This window comes from Caballeronia ptereochthonis, assembly GCF_001545075.1.
Classification (GTDB): Bacteria; Pseudomonadota; Gammaproteobacteria; order Burkholderiales; family Burkholderiaceae; genus Caballeronia; species Caballeronia ptereochthonis.
The window spans coordinates 82538-97567 of the sequence record NZ_FCOB02000007.1; the positions used below are offsets into that span (position 1 = coordinate 82538).

The 15030-nt window shown below is 63.4% G+C and carries 13 protein-coding genes; 11 read left to right on the forward strand and 2 right to left on the reverse strand.

The features are described 5' to 3' along the window. Positions 1-146: 146 nt before the first annotated feature. The 4 genes from AWB83_RS09275 to AWB83_RS09295 all read left to right on the forward strand — a co-directional run bounded on the left by AWB83_RS09275 (position 147) and on the right by AWB83_RS09295 (position 3705). Positions 147-1091, forward strand: coding sequence for a LysR family transcriptional regulator (locus tag AWB83_RS09275; RefSeq protein WP_087044521.1), 945 nt, complete (start codon positions 147-149; stop codon positions 1089-1091). Between the two features lie 899 nt (positions 1092-1990). After that, positions 1991-2446, forward strand: coding sequence for an Xre family toxin-antitoxin system antitoxin (locus tag AWB83_RS09285; protein ID WP_087044525.1), 456 nt, complete (start codon positions 1991-1993; stop codon positions 2444-2446). Continuing rightward, positions 2443-2913, forward strand: a complete 471-nt coding sequence (locus tag AWB83_RS09290) for an RES family NAD+ phosphorylase (protein WP_087044527.1) — start codon at positions 2443-2445, stop codon at positions 2911-2913. The genes AWB83_RS09285 and AWB83_RS09290 overlap by 4 nt, the downstream gene beginning before the upstream one ends. A 402-nt stretch (positions 2914-3315) precedes the next feature. Beyond that, positions 3316-3705, forward strand: coding sequence for a GNAT family N-acetyltransferase (locus AWB83_RS09295; protein ID WP_244197641.1), 390 nt, complete (start codon positions 3316-3318; stop codon positions 3703-3705). Positions 3706-4500: 795 nt separating this feature from the next. On the opposite strand, the gene AWB83_RS09300 is transcribed toward AWB83_RS09295, so the two are convergent. Beyond that, positions 4501-5373: a LysR family transcriptional regulator gene (locus AWB83_RS09300; RefSeq protein ID WP_087044530.1), complete on the reverse strand. Its 873-nt coding sequence runs from the start codon at positions 5371-5373 to the stop codon at positions 4501-4503. 149 nt (positions 5374-5522) lie between these two features. Between AWB83_RS09300 and AWB83_RS09305 the strand changes: the two genes are divergently transcribed. From AWB83_RS09305 to AWB83_RS09330, 6 genes are all read left to right on the forward strand, one after another. After that, a complete protein-coding gene (locus AWB83_RS09305; protein ID WP_087044532.1) occupies positions 5523-6296 on the forward strand; it encodes an SDR family oxidoreductase in 774 nt (257 codons plus the stop codon). A gap of 20 nt (positions 6297-6316) precedes the next feature. Beyond that, positions 6317-7507 (forward strand): YncE family protein, encoded by a 1191-nt coding sequence (locus AWB83_RS09310; protein ID WP_087044534.1) that lies wholly within the window; start codon positions 6317-6319, stop codon positions 7505-7507. Between the two features lie 39 nt (positions 7508-7546). Next, positions 7547-8539, forward strand: a complete 993-nt coding sequence (locus AWB83_RS09315) for a 2-hydroxyacid dehydrogenase (RefSeq protein WP_087044536.1) — start codon at positions 7547-7549, stop codon at positions 8537-8539. Positions 8540-8555: 16 nt separating this feature from the next. Then, positions 8556-9371, forward strand: a complete 816-nt coding sequence (gene aroE, locus AWB83_RS09320; RefSeq protein ID WP_087044752.1) for a shikimate dehydrogenase — start codon at positions 8556-8558, stop codon at positions 9369-9371. A 178-nt stretch (positions 9372-9549) separates the two neighbouring features. Next, positions 9550-10980, forward strand: coding sequence for an MFS transporter (locus tag AWB83_RS09325; protein WP_087044538.1), 1431 nt, complete (start codon positions 9550-9552; stop codon positions 10978-10980). An 83-nt stretch (positions 10981-11063) separates the two neighbouring features. Then, entirely contained in the window at positions 11064-12698 is a 1635-nt protein-coding gene (locus AWB83_RS09330; RefSeq protein WP_087044539.1) for an NADP-dependent glyceraldehyde-3-phosphate dehydrogenase, read from the forward strand. A gap of 87 nt (positions 12699-12785) precedes the next feature. On the opposite strand, the gene AWB83_RS09335 is transcribed toward AWB83_RS09330, so the two are convergent. Next, entirely contained in the window at positions 12786-13880 is a 1095-nt protein-coding gene (locus tag AWB83_RS09335) for a LacI family DNA-binding transcriptional regulator (protein ID WP_244197642.1), read from the reverse strand. A gap of 116 nt (positions 13881-13996) precedes the next feature. Between AWB83_RS09335 and AWB83_RS09340 the strand changes: the two genes are divergently transcribed. Then, positions 13997-15016, forward strand: coding sequence for a Gfo/Idh/MocA family protein (locus AWB83_RS09340; protein WP_087044542.1), 1020 nt, complete (start codon positions 13997-13999; stop codon positions 15014-15016). The last annotated feature ends 14 nt before the right edge of the window (positions 15017-15030 follow it).

Sequence of the window (15030 nt, forward strand, 5' to 3'; positions counted from 1 at the left end):
GCGTCAGTAAGGGTGGTGGTTCGAAGCTGTCGGGCGAGTAAAGGCCCGATGCGCTTTGGATTGTCCATTGAGCTTTTGATAAGCGTCCAATCGAGAGTTGAGTAAAATCAATTCCATCTGGTTATGAGTCTCCGTGCGTTTACCCTATGTCGCAAGATTCGAGCAACTCCGCTATTCCAGTGCTGACGAAGCTGCGCTTCAGGCATCTCCAGTTGCTCGAACTGCTGGGACGTACGCGCAACCTCCGTATCGCGGCTGAGCAGATGCACATCACGCAGCCGGCCGCGACGAAGATCCTGAGCGATCTGGAGGCGATGTTCGGTGCGCCGCTGTTCGAACGGCTACCGCGCGAAATGCGGCCGACCGATCTCGGTACGCTCTCGGTCCGCTATGCCGGCACGGCGCTGTCCGGTCTGGGCAAGTTTTCGAACGAGTTCGCGACACTGAAGAATGGCGGCTATGGTCATCTTACGGTCGGCTTCATTCCGGCTTCCGCCGCACAACTCGTCACCGCGGCTATCAAGGAGATCCAGCGCAGACGCCCGAGACTCATCATCAAGCTGGTCGAGCAAAGTAGTGATCAGCTCGCGACATGGCTTGAGGAAAGGCGACTCGATGTGATGGTCGGGCGTCCGACAGAGCCACGACACGAAGCGCTTTTCCATGTGGTCGATCTATTGGCGGAGCCTGCGCGTACGGTCGTCGGGCAACATCATCCGTTGCTCAAGCGGCGGCGCATGGAAATCACCGACCTGGGCCGGTGGCCATGGATCTTGTATCCGCAAGGTACCGCCATGCGGCAGCTATTTGAAGAGACGTTCGCGGCGGCTGGGATGATCGCGCCGGTGGGCATCGTGGAAACGCCCTCGATCTTCTCGACGCTGGAGTTGCTGCAGGCCACCGACATGATCTCCCTTCAACCACAGGCAGCGATGGACAAGTACGTCAAGCATGGCCTTCTAGGCTACCTGGACGTGCCAATACGGCGGACAATGTCGAATTACAGCGTCATTACGCGAAAAGACGAAGCTACCTCGCAAGCGATGAACGAATTTGTTGCCATCCTTTTGGCAATCGCCGCGCAATGCTAGGTAGTCGACATGACAGTCGTGAGAGGGCGTCTCCCAGTTCCGTAACCACAAGGGCAGCGGCCGCATTCTCTTTATGTGCTCGGTTCTCCGCCTATTACGGTCTCGTCATCTGGCTGCCGGGTATCCGGCGAAGCACTTCGGCTTGCCGCTCGCGAAGGCGGCGACGTCGACCGCTGCATCGATTCTCGGCGTACTTTGCAGGCGTCCGATTTTTCGGGCAGTTCGCGGACTGCATCGGCCGAAAGCACACATTCTTCATGTTCAGATGGGCGCGTTCACCAAGCAGCGTCCACTGTGCCTCCCGCGCCCGCCCTCCGGCGAACGGCCGGCTTGGTCGGCGGTCGTTGAAACGTCGCTCCACGATTGTCTCAATGGCCGGCCGAGCGGCTGTCTTTCCGATCCTAATGCGGTGACACGACACCTATCCTCGGTTTCCTGACTGCGGACTTGCTGTGCTGGAGTCGACCACCGCCTGTGCTTCCGACGTGCACGTGCGAAGTCCGTGTCTGCCTCATGCTCCTGCTACTGGACAGGGCTCGAAGGTTGGGAGCGAAGCTGTACCGCGACCTGTTCGAGGATAGGCGGGATCATGAGCAGAGCTTCGATTGGGTCTGCGATGCTGTAGCCACCGTCACCGACAGTCCCAACGGTTACCAGAGCCGCGCAAGTGGCGCCGTTGCCTCCTTCACGCGTGGCGCAAGATCGCTGAACTGGCCTGGCGAGCCCGGTGCGTGCGCCATCACTTTGACTGTTTGATAAAAATATTCGCAAAAACAATGAGTTATGGTCGTTTTTCAGAACTGGGCGTGAGGACGGGCAGCGCGCCATGAATGCGGTAAGTTGCAGCTCGGTGGGCAAAATGCCTATAATTGAGGGGCGTTTTGCCAAGCGGAGGAATCATGGGAACGATTGCATTTACGCCGACTGGGGCCGGCAACGCGCGACGGGCGGAATATGCACTGCTCGGAGAGCTGCTGGATGCGCGCGTCCGGGATGACACCGATCTCGCCGGATTGGCGCGCGAGCGCGTGGACATCGACGTGATCGACCGACTCGCCGCGCGAGGACTGAAAGCCGACGAATTAGTCTTCATCATTCCGCGGCGCACGTTGACGCATCGTCGGCAGCAACACGAACGCCTTTCGACGGAAGAGTCGGATCGCGCAATTCGTTTGGCCAGGATCGTTGCGCAGGCGAACGCCGCGTTTGGCAGCAACGAAAAGGCCCTGAGTTGGTTGCGCAATCCGCAAAAGCGCTTCGATGGCCGCACCGCCCTTGAAATGGCCGCAACCGAGCACGGGGCGCGCCTTGTCGAGGACGCACTGGTACAGATTGACGAGGGATACTTCGCCTGATGGTTCTGTGGAGGATCAGCAACTACGCCGACTTGAAAGGCATAGGGGGGCTGCGTGCGCCCGGTCGTTGGCACTTTGCCGGACGGCCAGTAGTCTATCTGGCCGAACATCCGGCCGGCGCACTGCTCGAGACGCTTGTTCATCAAGAAATTCGATCCACCGCGGATCTTCCCGAAACGTATCGCCTCCTGCGCGTTGCGGTCAGTGATCAGGTGGCGATTGCCGAACTGGGCGAGGCCGTCTTACCGGAGAACTGGAGAGAGGACACGTCGTACACACAGTCCGCCGGGAGCGAATGGCTTGAAGGTGGATCAACGGCATTGCTCAAAGTCCCCAGCGCAGTGATGCCTTTCGCATACAACTACATTCTCAATCCGGCGCATGCCGATATGGCCGATATCAAGATTGAGATGGTGATCGACGTGCGGCACGATCCGCGCATATTGCGCTTACTGACGCGTCCGTGAGCGGGCTTCGGTGTGACGGTCGTGACGGCACTAGCGAACAATGGACAGGCGATGAAAATATCCGTCGAACAAGCCAAGGCCATCTATCGAGAAGCGATCGACCCAGTCGCACGCGATGGCGAATCAACGAGCTGGTGGAATGAGGTTGCGGGCGAGGTCGAGCGGGTCGCCTGTGCGAGAACTGAGCGAGATGCCGCATATGGCATGCGATCATGAGCTCCCCGATCCCAATCTGAGTCTAATGACCACGTTTCCAACCCTGACAACTTCGCGGCTGTCATTGCGGGAGCTTTTGCCCTGCGACGCACCTTCGCTGTTTGCTGTGCATGGCGACGCGGAAGGCATGCGCTGGTACGGTACCGATCCAATGACCGATTAGGGGAGGCCGACAAGCTGATTCAGGTGTTTGCTGACTGGTGGCGCAGTGGCTCTGCCGTGCGCTGGGCCGTCGAGAGACTTTCGGACGGCCTTTTCCTAGGTACGTGCGGTCTCTTCCGATGGAATCGAAATTGGCGAAGCTGCGTCGTCGGCTATGAGTTGGCTCCGTTTGCGCGTGGCAATGGATACATGAACGAAGCGCTTTCTGCCGCAATCGATTACGGTTTCGACACGATGCAGCTAAACCGCGTCGAAGCCCAGGTTCACCCTCAAAACGCACCCTTTATACAAACGCTGGAGACGCTGGGCTTTCTCTGTGAAGGGTACCAGCGTCAGGCCGGGTACTGGCGTGGCACCTATCACGATCTCCTGCAGTTCGCGTTGTTACGTTCTGAATTCCGACGTCGTATCTAACGAACTGGTCAAAGGCCGCACTTGCCGAAGTTCGCGGACGTCACATGGGCTTGGAACTGCGATTTTCAGTAACCGTCCAGAAGCGGTCACTCCTGAATGCTGTATCGAATGGCCGCTTAGGGTCTACAACAACCGACCGCATCTCACGAGAGTCTGTAACGACAGACCCTCCCGGGCCGTTCTATGATACCGACCTCGACCTCAATTGCGTTACGGAGTTGACCACAAAAGCCACCAGTACATTGAGAATGAGCGCCACGAATCGCACGTTGATGTCCTTGAAGAGCGGCGGCAGGGACGGCAGCATCGTCGCCAGATTGCTATGTGTGAGTGCGCATTCCACGCAAATCGAGCGGCCGTTCCACGGCAAAGCGAGCAGGCATTCCACGCGAAGCCGAGCGGAGATTCCACAGCAAGGCGAGCGCTGCGGACGAGGCTGTAGCCCATCAGCAGCAGCGAAATCAGCACGCCACCGCCATTCAATGCGAAGGACGCGGGGGAGCGCTATGGCATCAATGCGATTTGCACATCCATGCGCGTGGTACCGCGCTGAACGACCAGTAGGACGGTTTCGATTCATGGATGCGCTTCTCAAGGTTGCAGAAATAGCGAATCCACCGCTGCGCGCTCTGGACATAATCGCTTCCAGCTTTCGCGAAGTGGGAATTCGTTGTCGGAAGATTGAATTCTTAATTTTACATAATGAAACTTATCAACATATTTCAAGTGTCAAAGCCAGATACAAATGTCGCGTTTTGCCATCGATTTTCCCGTGACAGAATCCGAGGTAACCAACTACATCGAATCGATCACATCGAGCAACGCGCGCTTGATCGCATTGCTCGCTCCGGACCAGGCAATCCCGATTCCCGCCTTATGATCGCGCAGCGCGAGCGGTCGAGCCACGACCTTCGGCGGCAACGCCATCGCCGCGGCCTCGGGAATCACGCCGATGCCGAGACCCGCCGAAACCAGCGCGAGCATCGTCGAGAACTCGCCGAGCTCCTGCGCAATGTTCAGATCCGCGCCCTCGCGCTTCAACGCCACCAGCATGCCGTCGTGGAAACCCGGCGCGTATCGCCGCGCGAGCACGAAAGCAGGAAAACCCCGGAGATCAGGCGGATGGATCACCGGCCGCGTGGCGAGCGCGTGATCGTCGGGAAGCGCGACGACGAACGGTTCCTCGAGCACCACGCGGATCTCCAGGCCGCTGCCGCTCACGGGCAGGCGGATCAGTCCGAAATCCAGCTGATTGTCCTGGAGCGCGGCAATCTGATCCGGCGTCGGCATATCCTTCAGTTCGAGCGTGATGAGCGGATAGCGCGCATGCATCGCGCGAATCAGCGCCGGCAGCAGCTTCGGCAGCACCGACGACACGAACGCAATGCGCAACGTGCCGATTTCGCCTCGCGCCGACAGCCGCGCGGTCTGCTCGGCTCGCGCCGCCTGATGCAGCGTCGCGCGTGCTTCGGGCAGGAAAAGCCTGCCGGTTGCGCTCAGCGTGACCTTGTGACGGTCGCGCTCGAACAGCCGCACATCGAGCTCCTCTTCGAGCGCCTTGATCTGCATGCTCAGCGCCGGCTGCACGATGCACAGGCGCTGTGCCGCCCGGCCGAAGTGCAGTTCCTCGGCGAGCGCGACAAACGCGCGAAGATGCTTGAGTTCCATGAAATCTCCCGACCCGCAGGCGCACAAGCCCCGTAATCACAATTCATGATAACAGCGTCATCAAAGACTATTGGCGCGACCGGCGTTATTCGGGTGAACTAGGCGCATTCGGAGACAAACCGCATCCGCAGCGGGATGCGTCGCTAAAAATGGACGAGACACTGACACTCTTCAGCCTTCAGGGAAAGCGCGCCCTCATCACCGGCTCCGGGCGCGGCATCGGGCTGGCGCTGGCGCGTGGCCTCGCGGGCGCCGGCGCGGCAATCATCATCAATGATCGCAATGAGCGCAAGGCAGCCGCTGTCGCGGCCGGCCTGCGCGACGAAGGCTTCGACGTCGGCATCGCGGTATTCGACGTGACCGACCGCGAGCAGGTCATCGCCGCCATCGGACGGATCGAGAAGGACATCGGCGCAATCGACATTCTCGTCAACAACGCGGGCATCCAGCGCCGCGCGCCGCTCGAAAGCTTCGACGAGCGCGACTGGAACGATCTGCTGCGCGTCAATCTCGACGGCGTCTTCCAGGTTTCGCAAGCCGTCGCGCGGCACATGCTGGCGCGCGGGCGCGGCAAGATCATCAACATCGGTTCGGTGCAGAGCGAACTGGCGCGTCCGGGCATCGCGCCCTACGCGGCGACCAAAGGCGCCATCCGCATGCTCACCAAGGGCATGTGCGCGGAATGGGCGCGGCGCGGCATTCAGACCAATGCGATCGCGCCCGGCTACTTCGAGACCGATCTCAATCGCGCGCTCGTCGACGATCCGGCCTTCTCGGAGTGGCTCTGCAAGCGCACGCCGGCGGGCCGCTGGGGCCGCGTCGAGGAACTGTGCGGCGCGGCGGTGTTTCTCGCGTCGCCGGCGTCGGACTTCGTGAACGGACAGACGCTTTTCGTAGACGGCGGATTGACCAGCGTGGTCTGAGCCTAAAGGAGACAAACGACATGCGTATATCACTGGCAAGCCGAAGCCGCCGCGTCCGCGCCCTCGCCGGCCTGACGATTGCCGTCGCGGCATGCGCGTCGCACGCGGCCGACTGGATCGTGTCGGGCAACGACGGCAAGTATCAGCGCGTCGAAGGCCGCGACACGTACCCGGACGATCCCCGGCCGGACACGTTGACGCTCCTCGACGCAAGCCATTTCCCCCCGCAGGTCAAGGTCCAGGTGGAAGTCGAGAACGGCATCCAGGGGCCGCCGCAGGCGGTCGCCATCACGCCCGATGCGAGCGTCGCGCTCGTCGGTGCGCCCACGCGCTACGACCATGCGGCGAAAAAGCTGCTGATGGATTCGTTCGTGCAGGTGGTCGACCTGCAGGCAACGCCGCCCGCCGTGACCCGGCTCGATATCGGCAGCCATCCGCAGGGCATCGCCATCGACAGGAGCGGCCGCCTCGCGCTCGTCGCGTGTGTCGACGGCAGCGTGGCGGTGCTCGGCATCGACGGAAAGCGCGTGACGCTCGTGGACACGCTGAAGATCGCGCAGAAGCGGCTCGCCGGTGTGAGCTTCACGCACGACGGCGCGCATGCGCTCGTCGCCTTGCGCGACGAACAGGGCGTCGCCGTGCTCGACATCGCCGATGGCCGCGTGACCGATAGCGGCGTGCGTCTTTCCAGCGGCGTCGCGCCCTACACGATCGACGTGTCGAGCGACGGCAAGTGGGCCGTCGTGAGCGATGTCGGGCTGGCCGGCCTGCCCTCCTACACGGGCAAGCTCGCGGGCGATGCCGACGCGGTGACGCTCATCGACGTCTCGCGCGCGCCGTTCCGCGCGGTTCAGCACGTGACGGTGCCGTCGCTGCCCGAGGGCGTGGCGATCTCGCCCGACGGCAAATGGATCGGCGTGCAGGCAATGGATGGCTCCAACCTGACGCCCGACAACCCCGGACGCCACGCGCGCGGCAAGGTGCTGCTGTTCGCGATTCGCGACGGTCAGGCCGTGAAGGTTGCGGAAGCGCCGGGCGGCGAGGCGGCGCAGGGCATCGTATTCACCGCGGACAGCAAGACCCTGATCGTCCAGTTCAACGTCGAGAAAGAGCTTGCGTTCTATGCCGTGAACGGCGGTCATCTGCGCGATACCGGGCAACGCATCGCGCTGACAGGCGGACCCTCGTCGCTGCGCACGACGCCGCGCTGACGCCCCGACCAATCAAGCAAAGAGTAACAGGAGAGAAGCATGCGTACGCCCAGCGCCGCACGCAGGAAGGTGGTCGTCTTTCGAAAACTGCCGGACGATCTGCTCGAACGCATCCAGGCGAAGCACGACGTGACCGTCGCCGACCCGAGACGCGCCGATGAACTGCCGCGCTTTCGCGATGCCCTCGGCGACGCCGATGGCCTGATCGGCTCGAGCTTCAGACTCGGCGCGGACGAACTCGCACGCGCCCCGCGACTGAAGGTGATTTCGAGCATTTCGGTCGGCGTCGACAACTACGACCTCGCGCATCTCAAACAACGCGACATCACACTCTGCCACACGCCCGGCGTGCTGACCGAGACGACCGCCGACACGGTGTTCGCGCTGATCATCGCGGCCTCGCGCCGCCTCGTCGAGTTGTCAAACCACGTGCGCGAAGGCCGCTGGACGCGCAACATCGGCGAAGACCTCTTCGGCTGGGACGTGCACGGCAAGACGCTCGGCGTGCTCGGCTTCGGGCGCATCGGCCAGGCGGTGGCACGGCGCGCCGCGCTCGGCTTCGGCATGCCGGTGCTCTTTCACGATCCGTTCGACGTGCCCGTTCCCCCGATGCTCGCCGGGCACGCGGAGCGCGTAGCGTTCGACGACGTGCTTGAACGCGCGGACATCGTCGCGCTGACGCTGCCGCTCTCGGACGACACGCGCGGCCTGATGGACGCGCAGGCGTTCGCGACGATGCAGCCCGGCGCGATCTTCGTGAACGGCTCGCGCGGCGCGATCGTGCGCGAGGACGCGCTGCTTGCCGCGCTCGATAGCGGCCACCTGCGCGCCGCCGGACTCGATGTGTTCGCCGTCGAGCCGCTCGCGCAGGATTCACCGCTGCGCACGCATCCGAAAGTCACGCAGCTTCCGCACATCGGATCGGCGACGCATGAAACACGGCGCGCGATGGACGAACTCGCGACCGACAACCTGCTGCGCGTGCTCGATGGCGAAGCGCCCATCGCCGCGTTCGATCTCTCGAAGCACTGACCCGACGATGTCGACCATGCCCCATTCGATTCCCTCCCTGTGCGGCTCGCTCGCCGGCCAGCCGTTCACCTTCAACGTCAAGGTGCACAACGCGGCCTATCGGGCGCTCGGCGTGGACTACACGTTCGTCAGCTTCGGCGTGGAGGACGCAGCCGGCGCGATAGCCGCGATGCGCACGCTCGGCATCCGCGGACTGAACGTGACGATGCCGCACAAGCAAGCCGTAATTCCCCACCTCGACGCGCTCGACGAAACCGCCCGCGAGATCGGCGCGGTCAATACCATCGACAACCGCGACGGGCGTCTCACCGGCTACAACACGGACTGCGTCGGTGCGGTGCGCGCGCTCGAAGAGGCGACTCCGCTCGACGGCCGGCGCGTCGCCCTGCTCGGCGCGGGCGGCGCGGCTCGCGCGATCGCCTGGGGTGTGCGGCGCGCTGGCGCCCGGGTCACCGTGTTCAACCGCACCGCGTCGCGCGGGCAGAAGCTCGCGCACGACTTTGGCCTCGACTTCGGCGGCAATCCCGGCGACTTCGATCCGCATGCGTTCGATGTCGTCGTGAACGCGACCGCCGCCGGCTTCCGCGCGCCGGAGGTCAATCCGTTGCGCGCCGGGCAGCTTGCCCCGCATCTCGTCGTGATGGACGCGGCCTTCATCCCGGTTCGCACGAAACTGATCCGCGATGCCGAGGCGCTCGGCTGCCGGGTGGTCGATGGAACGCGGATGCTGCTGCATCAGTTCTGCGGACAGATCGAACTGTATACAGGCAAACCGGCCCCGCTCGAGGTGATGAGCGCAGCCTTGCTCGACGAGATCGCGCGAGTCGGCTAGGCCGGCGCGGCTCTGTCTCGACGAAGCAGAGCGTGGCCAGTGCGATCCGGCACCTCGCTACAAGACGGGGGCGGTTCATCGCGTTGAATCTGGCTGGAGCGGCGCACGCGCCGCCATACAGAACGGGCCGTTGGGATCACAAGGTGATCGAAACGGCATCCACATTGGAAGAGACATCATGAAACACCAGCAAACCATCGCGGCCGCTCCGAGCGCGGCCCGCGTCGACACCGACGCCGACGCCCGCAAGCAGGACGTTACGACCGCGGACCTGTACCGTGCCGCGTGGGCCGCCTCGCTTGGCAGCGCGCTCGAATACTACGACTTTGCGCTGTACAACCTCGCGTCGGCGCTGATCTTCGGACCACTGTTCTTCCCGTCGAGCGATCCGAGCATCGGCCTGATCGCGAGCTTCGGCGCGTACTTCCTCGGCTTCGCGATCCGGCCCGTGGGCGGCATCGTCTTCGGGACGCTCGGCGACCGCTATGGACGCAAGTTCGTCCTGATGGCGACGATCCTGCTGATGGGCGTCGCGAGCACGCTCATCGGCTTGTTGCCCACCTACGCGAGCGCCGGCATCTGGGCGCCGATTCTGCTCGTCGGCTGCCGCCTGCTACAGGGACTGGGCGCCGGCGCGGAACAGGCCGGCGCCGCGGTGCTGATGGCCGAGTACGCGCCGGCCAGGCGGCGCGGATACTTCGCGGCCTTGCCGTTCATGGGCGTGCTGCTCGGAACGGTGATGGCGGCCGCGATCTACTTCGCGCTGGTGCGCGTCGAAGACGTTTCGCAGAGCTGGCTGTGGCGCGTGCCGTTCCTCCTGAGCGTCGTGATCATCGCGGTGGCGATCTGGATCCGGCTGAAGCTCAAGGAGTCGCCGTCGTTCGCCAAGCTCGAGGCGCGCCATCAAGTCAACGACAGTCCGCTGAAACACCTCCTCAAGCATTCGAAGCCGACGCTCCTCAAGGTCATCGGCATGCGGATGGCGGAGAACGGCGGTTCGTCGATCTATCAGTCACTCGCCATCAGCTATATCGCCACGGCAACCGGTCTCAAAGGACCGATCGGCCCGGTCGCGCTGCTGCTGGCGGGCGCGTCGGGAGCCGTCGTCATTCCGCTGACCGGCATGCTGAGCGACCGGTTCGGACGCATTCCCGTCTATCGCGCGTTCGCGTTGTATCAACTGCTGCTCGCCTATCCGACCTGGTGGGTGCTGAGCCTCGGCAACGCGACGGCCAGCGTTGCGATGTTGTGCGTCGCCCTGGCCGGTGTCTGGGGCATGTTCGCGACGCAAGGCGCGCTGCTTCCCGAACTCTTTGGCGCACAGCATCGATACGCCGGCGTCGCGGTGGGGCGCGAAGTGTCGGCAGTCATCGCGGGCGGGGTGGCGCCGCTCATCGGCGCGTCGATCATTGCCTGGGCGACCGCGCACTGGGGCGGCAGCCAGGGCACCATCCTCGCGTGGATTCCGCTCGCCACCTACGTCGCCCTTCTGAGCGCGATCGGTGTGGTGACGACGTACTACACGCCGGAAACGCGCGGCCGTGACCTCGATGACTTGCGCGACGCCGCGGAAGTCACGGCGGTGGCGGCCGATCGGCCAGGGGCGTGACGCCAGTCCGCGTCGTCTGCCGGTCCCGGCGCAGTGACGGCTGTTATCGTCGTAATCGTAGATGTGACAATGAGGAAAACGCCATGGCGCATAAAGCCTTCGAGAACTTGCAGCAACTCTTTCCCTCCGCCGGCGACATCCCCGAAGACGCCCGGCTGGGCGCGCCGATCCATCAGCGCGTATCGCTCGTCGACGGCGCATTGAAGTCGTGGGACGGCGCCTGCAAGACGGTGCTGTCGCCGGTTTGCGTTCGGCAGGGTTCGGGGGAGCCCGAGCAGGTCGCGATCGGCAGCTATCCGGTGATGGGCGAAGCCGAAAGCGACGCCGCACTCGATGCCGCCGTGCGCGCCTACGATCACGGCCGCGGCGAATGGCCGACGATGACGGTCGGCCAGCGCATCGCGTGCATGCAGGACTTCATCCGTCGCATGGTGGCCGAGCGTCATCAGATCGTGAATCTGATCATGTGGGAAATCGGCAAGAGTCTCGCCGATTCGCAAAAGGAGTTCGACCGCACCGTCAGCTATATGCGGGACACCATCGCGGCCCTGAAGGAGCAGGACAACAGCAACTCGCGCTTTACGATCGCCGAAGGGACGATCGGCCAGATCCGGCGCACGCCGCTCGGCGTCGTACTGTGCATGGGGCCTTACAACTATCCGCTGAACGAGACGTTCGCGACGCTGATTCCCGCGCTGCTGATGGGCAACACGGTCGTGTTCAAGCCGCCGCAATACGGCACGCTGCTCTTCTACCCGCTGCTCGACGCCTTCCGCGCCGCCTTCCCGAGAGGCGTGATCAACACGATCTACGCGCCGGGCGCGGTGGTCGTGCCGCACATGCTCGCGTCGGGGAAGATCGACGTGCTTGCGCTGATCGGTTCCAGCAAGGTCGCGGATCACCTGAAGAAGCAGCACCCGAAGTCGCACCGGCTGCGCGCGATTCTCGGCCTCGACGCGAAGAACGCCGCCATCGTTCTTCCGGATGCCGACATCGATCTCGCGGTGAAGGAGTGTCTGCTCGGCGCGCTGTCGTTCAACGGCCAGCGCTGCACGGCGCTCAAGATGCTGATGGTGCATCGCTCGATCGTCGATACGTTTATCGAACGCTTTACCGACGCTCTCGCGAAGCTCAAGGTCGGCATGCCGTGGGAGCCGGGCGTGTCGATCACGCCGCTGCCGGGCATGCATCGCACGGCCTACCTGACCGAGGCTATCGAGGACGCGAAGGCGAAAGGGGCGCGCGTCGTCAACGAAGGCGGCGGCGTATTCTGCAAGACGCTCTTCTATCCGGCGGTCGTGTATCCGGTCGAGGAAGGGATGACGCTGTATCGCGAGGAGCAGTTCGGGCCGATCATTCCAATCACGCCGTTCGACGACATCGCGACGCCGCTGGAGTATGTGATTACCTCCGACCATGGACAGCAGGTCAGCATTTTCGGGACCGATCCGGCGCAGATCGGCGCGCTCATCGATCCGCTCGTGAATCAGGTGTGCCGCGTGAACCTGAACTGCCAGTGTCAGCGCGGACCCGACGTGTTCCCCTTCGCCGGGCGCAAGGATTCGGCCGAAGGTACGCTCTCCGTCACCGATGCGCTGCGCGCGTTTTCGATCCGCTCGATGGTCGCCGCCAGGCAGACGGACGAGAGCCGCGCGCTACTCGATGCGATCGTCACCGATCACAAGTCGAAGTTCGTCAACACGAGGTTTATTTTCTAAGGCTCAACGAGTTGAAAGAACCGCCGCCCAGATCGAGAGAGCGCAGTGGCCCGGCCGAACAAGTCGTTCCAAAGCATGCGGCAGCGCCTATTTGAGCCTGGCGATGCTTCTCGCCGGGTCACGTTCCCGAAGCGCGCCTGCGTCGATCCGTGGGCGCTCGTGAACCGCGGCTCCGATACTCGACTCCCTTACAACGAGTTCCGGCTCCGCGAAGTACTGCACCGGCGGTTTTGCATCGCCGTCCGTTTCATCGAGCCTTGCAAGCAGCGTCCGGCTCGCCATCGTGCCCAGCGTGTCCGCCCCCGCTGACAATGTCGTCAACGGAGGGTTGGTGTGTTCAGCGGCAACGACGTTGTCACATCCGACGACAGCCAGCGCCTTGCCTGCACGCTTGCCCATCCGGTCGAGTTCGTGCAGCACGCCGAATGCAACCTGATCGTTATAGCAAACGACGGCCGTCGGCCGCGGCTTCATGTCGAAGATGGCGCGCACTGCATTCCGGCCCCCGGTCGGCGTCAGCTCCACATCGATGATCCACTCATCGCTGACGGGCAGTCCGTGCTTGTTCATGGCGGACAAGTAGCCCTGCCGGCGCTGGTTGGCCACGGTGTAGCCTTTTCTGTTTCCGGCAAACGCGATCCGCGTGTGACCCTGCCCGATCAGATGCTCGGTCGCCAGCTCGAAGCCGTGCGCGTTATCGACACCGACCGTATCGACATCCGCGCCCATCGGACGCATGACGAGCACGAGCGGTATGCCCCACGACCGGATCTCGACGGGCATATCGTCCGGCGTGCCCAGCGCGGGCGACATGATGAGCCCGGCGATGTTCTGCTCGCGCATCGAGCGCAGCACGCGCGTTTGCGTCTCGACGCTTTCCGCCGTATGCGCCATCAGCGTCGTAAAGCCCGACTGCGCGAGTACCCGCTCGATCGCCACCAGCAGCTCGACGAAGAACGGATTCGTCAGGTCGTTGATCACCATGCCGATCGTCGTGCTGCGTCGCCCACGCAGATTGGCGGCGCCACGGTTGTACACGTAGCCCAGCGCCCTCGCCGCTTCGCGCACCTTCTCGGCCGTCTCCGCCTTGATGCGCGGACTCTCCTGCAAGACGAGCGACACCGTCGACTTCGATACGCCGGCCGCGGCGGCGATGTCCTGAATGGTCGGACCAGATTTCATATTGCTTTGCACAATTGGAACGTTCCAAAAAGTGTTTGACAGCATGATTTGAGTCTACTACAGTTTGTTGGAACGATCCAACGCTTGAGAATTGGAACGTTCCAATGGAGAGAGACATGACGGCAAACATTCGCTGGGCGCTGATCGGCGCCAGCACCATCGCCGACGAATGGATGGTCGACGCCATCCGGTCGCAAGCTGACGGCGAAATCGCCACGGTCGTCAGTGGCAGCGCGCAGCGTGCGCACGATTTCGCGAAAAAGCACGCCATAGCGGCGCACTCGACGGATCTCGACGCCGTGCTCGCGGACCCGTCCATCTCGGCTGTCTATATCAGCAGCACCAACGAAAAGCATCTGCCGCAGGCTCTTGCGGCAGCGAAGGCCGGCAAGCACGTGCTCTGCGAAAAGCCCCTCGCGCTGACCGGGAGCGAGGCCGCGCAAATGATCGAAACGTGCGCGTCGCACAAGGTCCGGCTCGGCACGAATCACCATCTGCGCTGCGCGGCGACCCACCGCAAGATGCGTGATCTCATTCGCGCGGGCGCCGTCGGCAAGCCCCTCTTCGTGCGCATCTTTCATGCGGTCTCGCTGCCGCCGCATCTGCGCGGCTGGCGTATCGAGCGGCCCGATGCGGGCGGCGGAGTCATTCTCGACATCTCCGTTCACGACATCGACACGCTGCGCTTCCTGCTCGACGACGAACCGGTCGAAGTCAGCGCGATGACCTCGTCGGGAACGATGTCCGCCGCGGGCCTCGCCGATGGCGTGATGGCCATCGTGCGATTCAAGCGCGGCGTGCTCGCGCAGCTTCACGATGCGTTCACGGTGCCCTATGCGCCCACGGGACTCGAAGTTCACGGCACGTCCGGCTCGCTGTTCGCAAGGGACGTGATGACGCAACGTCCGATCGGCGAGATCACGCTGCGTACCGCAGACGGCACGCAAGACATCGAAGTCCGGCACCGCGACCTGTATTGCACCTCCGTCGCGCAATTTCATCGCTCCATTACCGACGGACAGAACCCGGCCGCGACGGGTATCGACGGCTATCGCTCGCTCGTCGCCGCGCTGTCCCTCGTGCAGTCCGCCGAAGCGGGCGGACACGTGACGGTGCCGTCCCGCTTCGCTGAATAAAAGTTCAAGGAGAT

Bases quoted from the DNA above. Each gene is read 5' to 3' on its own strand.
- AWB83_RS09330 (WP_087044539.1), top strand. From the start codon at position 11,064: ATGGCGCATAAAGCCTTCGAGAACTTGCAGCAACTCTTTCCCTCCGCC.
- AWB83_RS09325 (WP_087044538.1), top strand. From the start codon at position 9,550: ATGAAACACCAGCAAACCATCGCGGCCGCTCCGAGCGCGGCCCGCGTC.
- AWB83_RS09310 (WP_087044534.1), top strand. From the start codon at position 6,317: ATGCGTATATCACTGGCAAGCCGAAGCCGCCGCGTCCGCGCCCTCGCC.
- aroE (WP_087044752.1), top strand. From the start codon at position 8,556: ATGCCCCATTCGATTCCCTCCCTGTGCGGCTCGCTCGCCGGCCAGCCG.
- AWB83_RS09275 (WP_087044521.1), top strand. From the start codon at position 147: ATGTCGCAAGATTCGAGCAACTCCGCTATTCCAGTGCTGACGAAGCTG.
- AWB83_RS09305 (WP_087044532.1), top strand. From the start codon at position 5,523: ATGGACGAGACACTGACACTCTTCAGCCTTCAGGGAAAGCGCGCCCTC.
- AWB83_RS09335 (WP_244197642.1), bottom strand. From the start codon at position 13,880: ATGAAATCTGGTCCGACCATTCAGGACATCGCCGCCGCGGCCGGCGTA.
- AWB83_RS09340 (WP_087044542.1), top strand. From the start codon at position 13,997: ATGACGGCAAACATTCGCTGGGCGCTGATCGGCGCCAGCACCATCGCC.
- AWB83_RS09285 (WP_087044525.1), top strand. From the start codon at position 1,991: ATGGGAACGATTGCATTTACGCCGACTGGGGCCGGCAACGCGCGACGG.
- AWB83_RS09300 (WP_087044530.1), bottom strand. From the start codon at position 5,373: ATGGAACTCAAGCATCTTCGCGCGTTTGTCGCGCTCGCCGAGGAACTG.
- AWB83_RS09315 (WP_087044536.1), top strand. From the start codon at position 7,547: ATGCGTACGCCCAGCGCCGCACGCAGGAAGGTGGTCGTCTTTCGAAAA.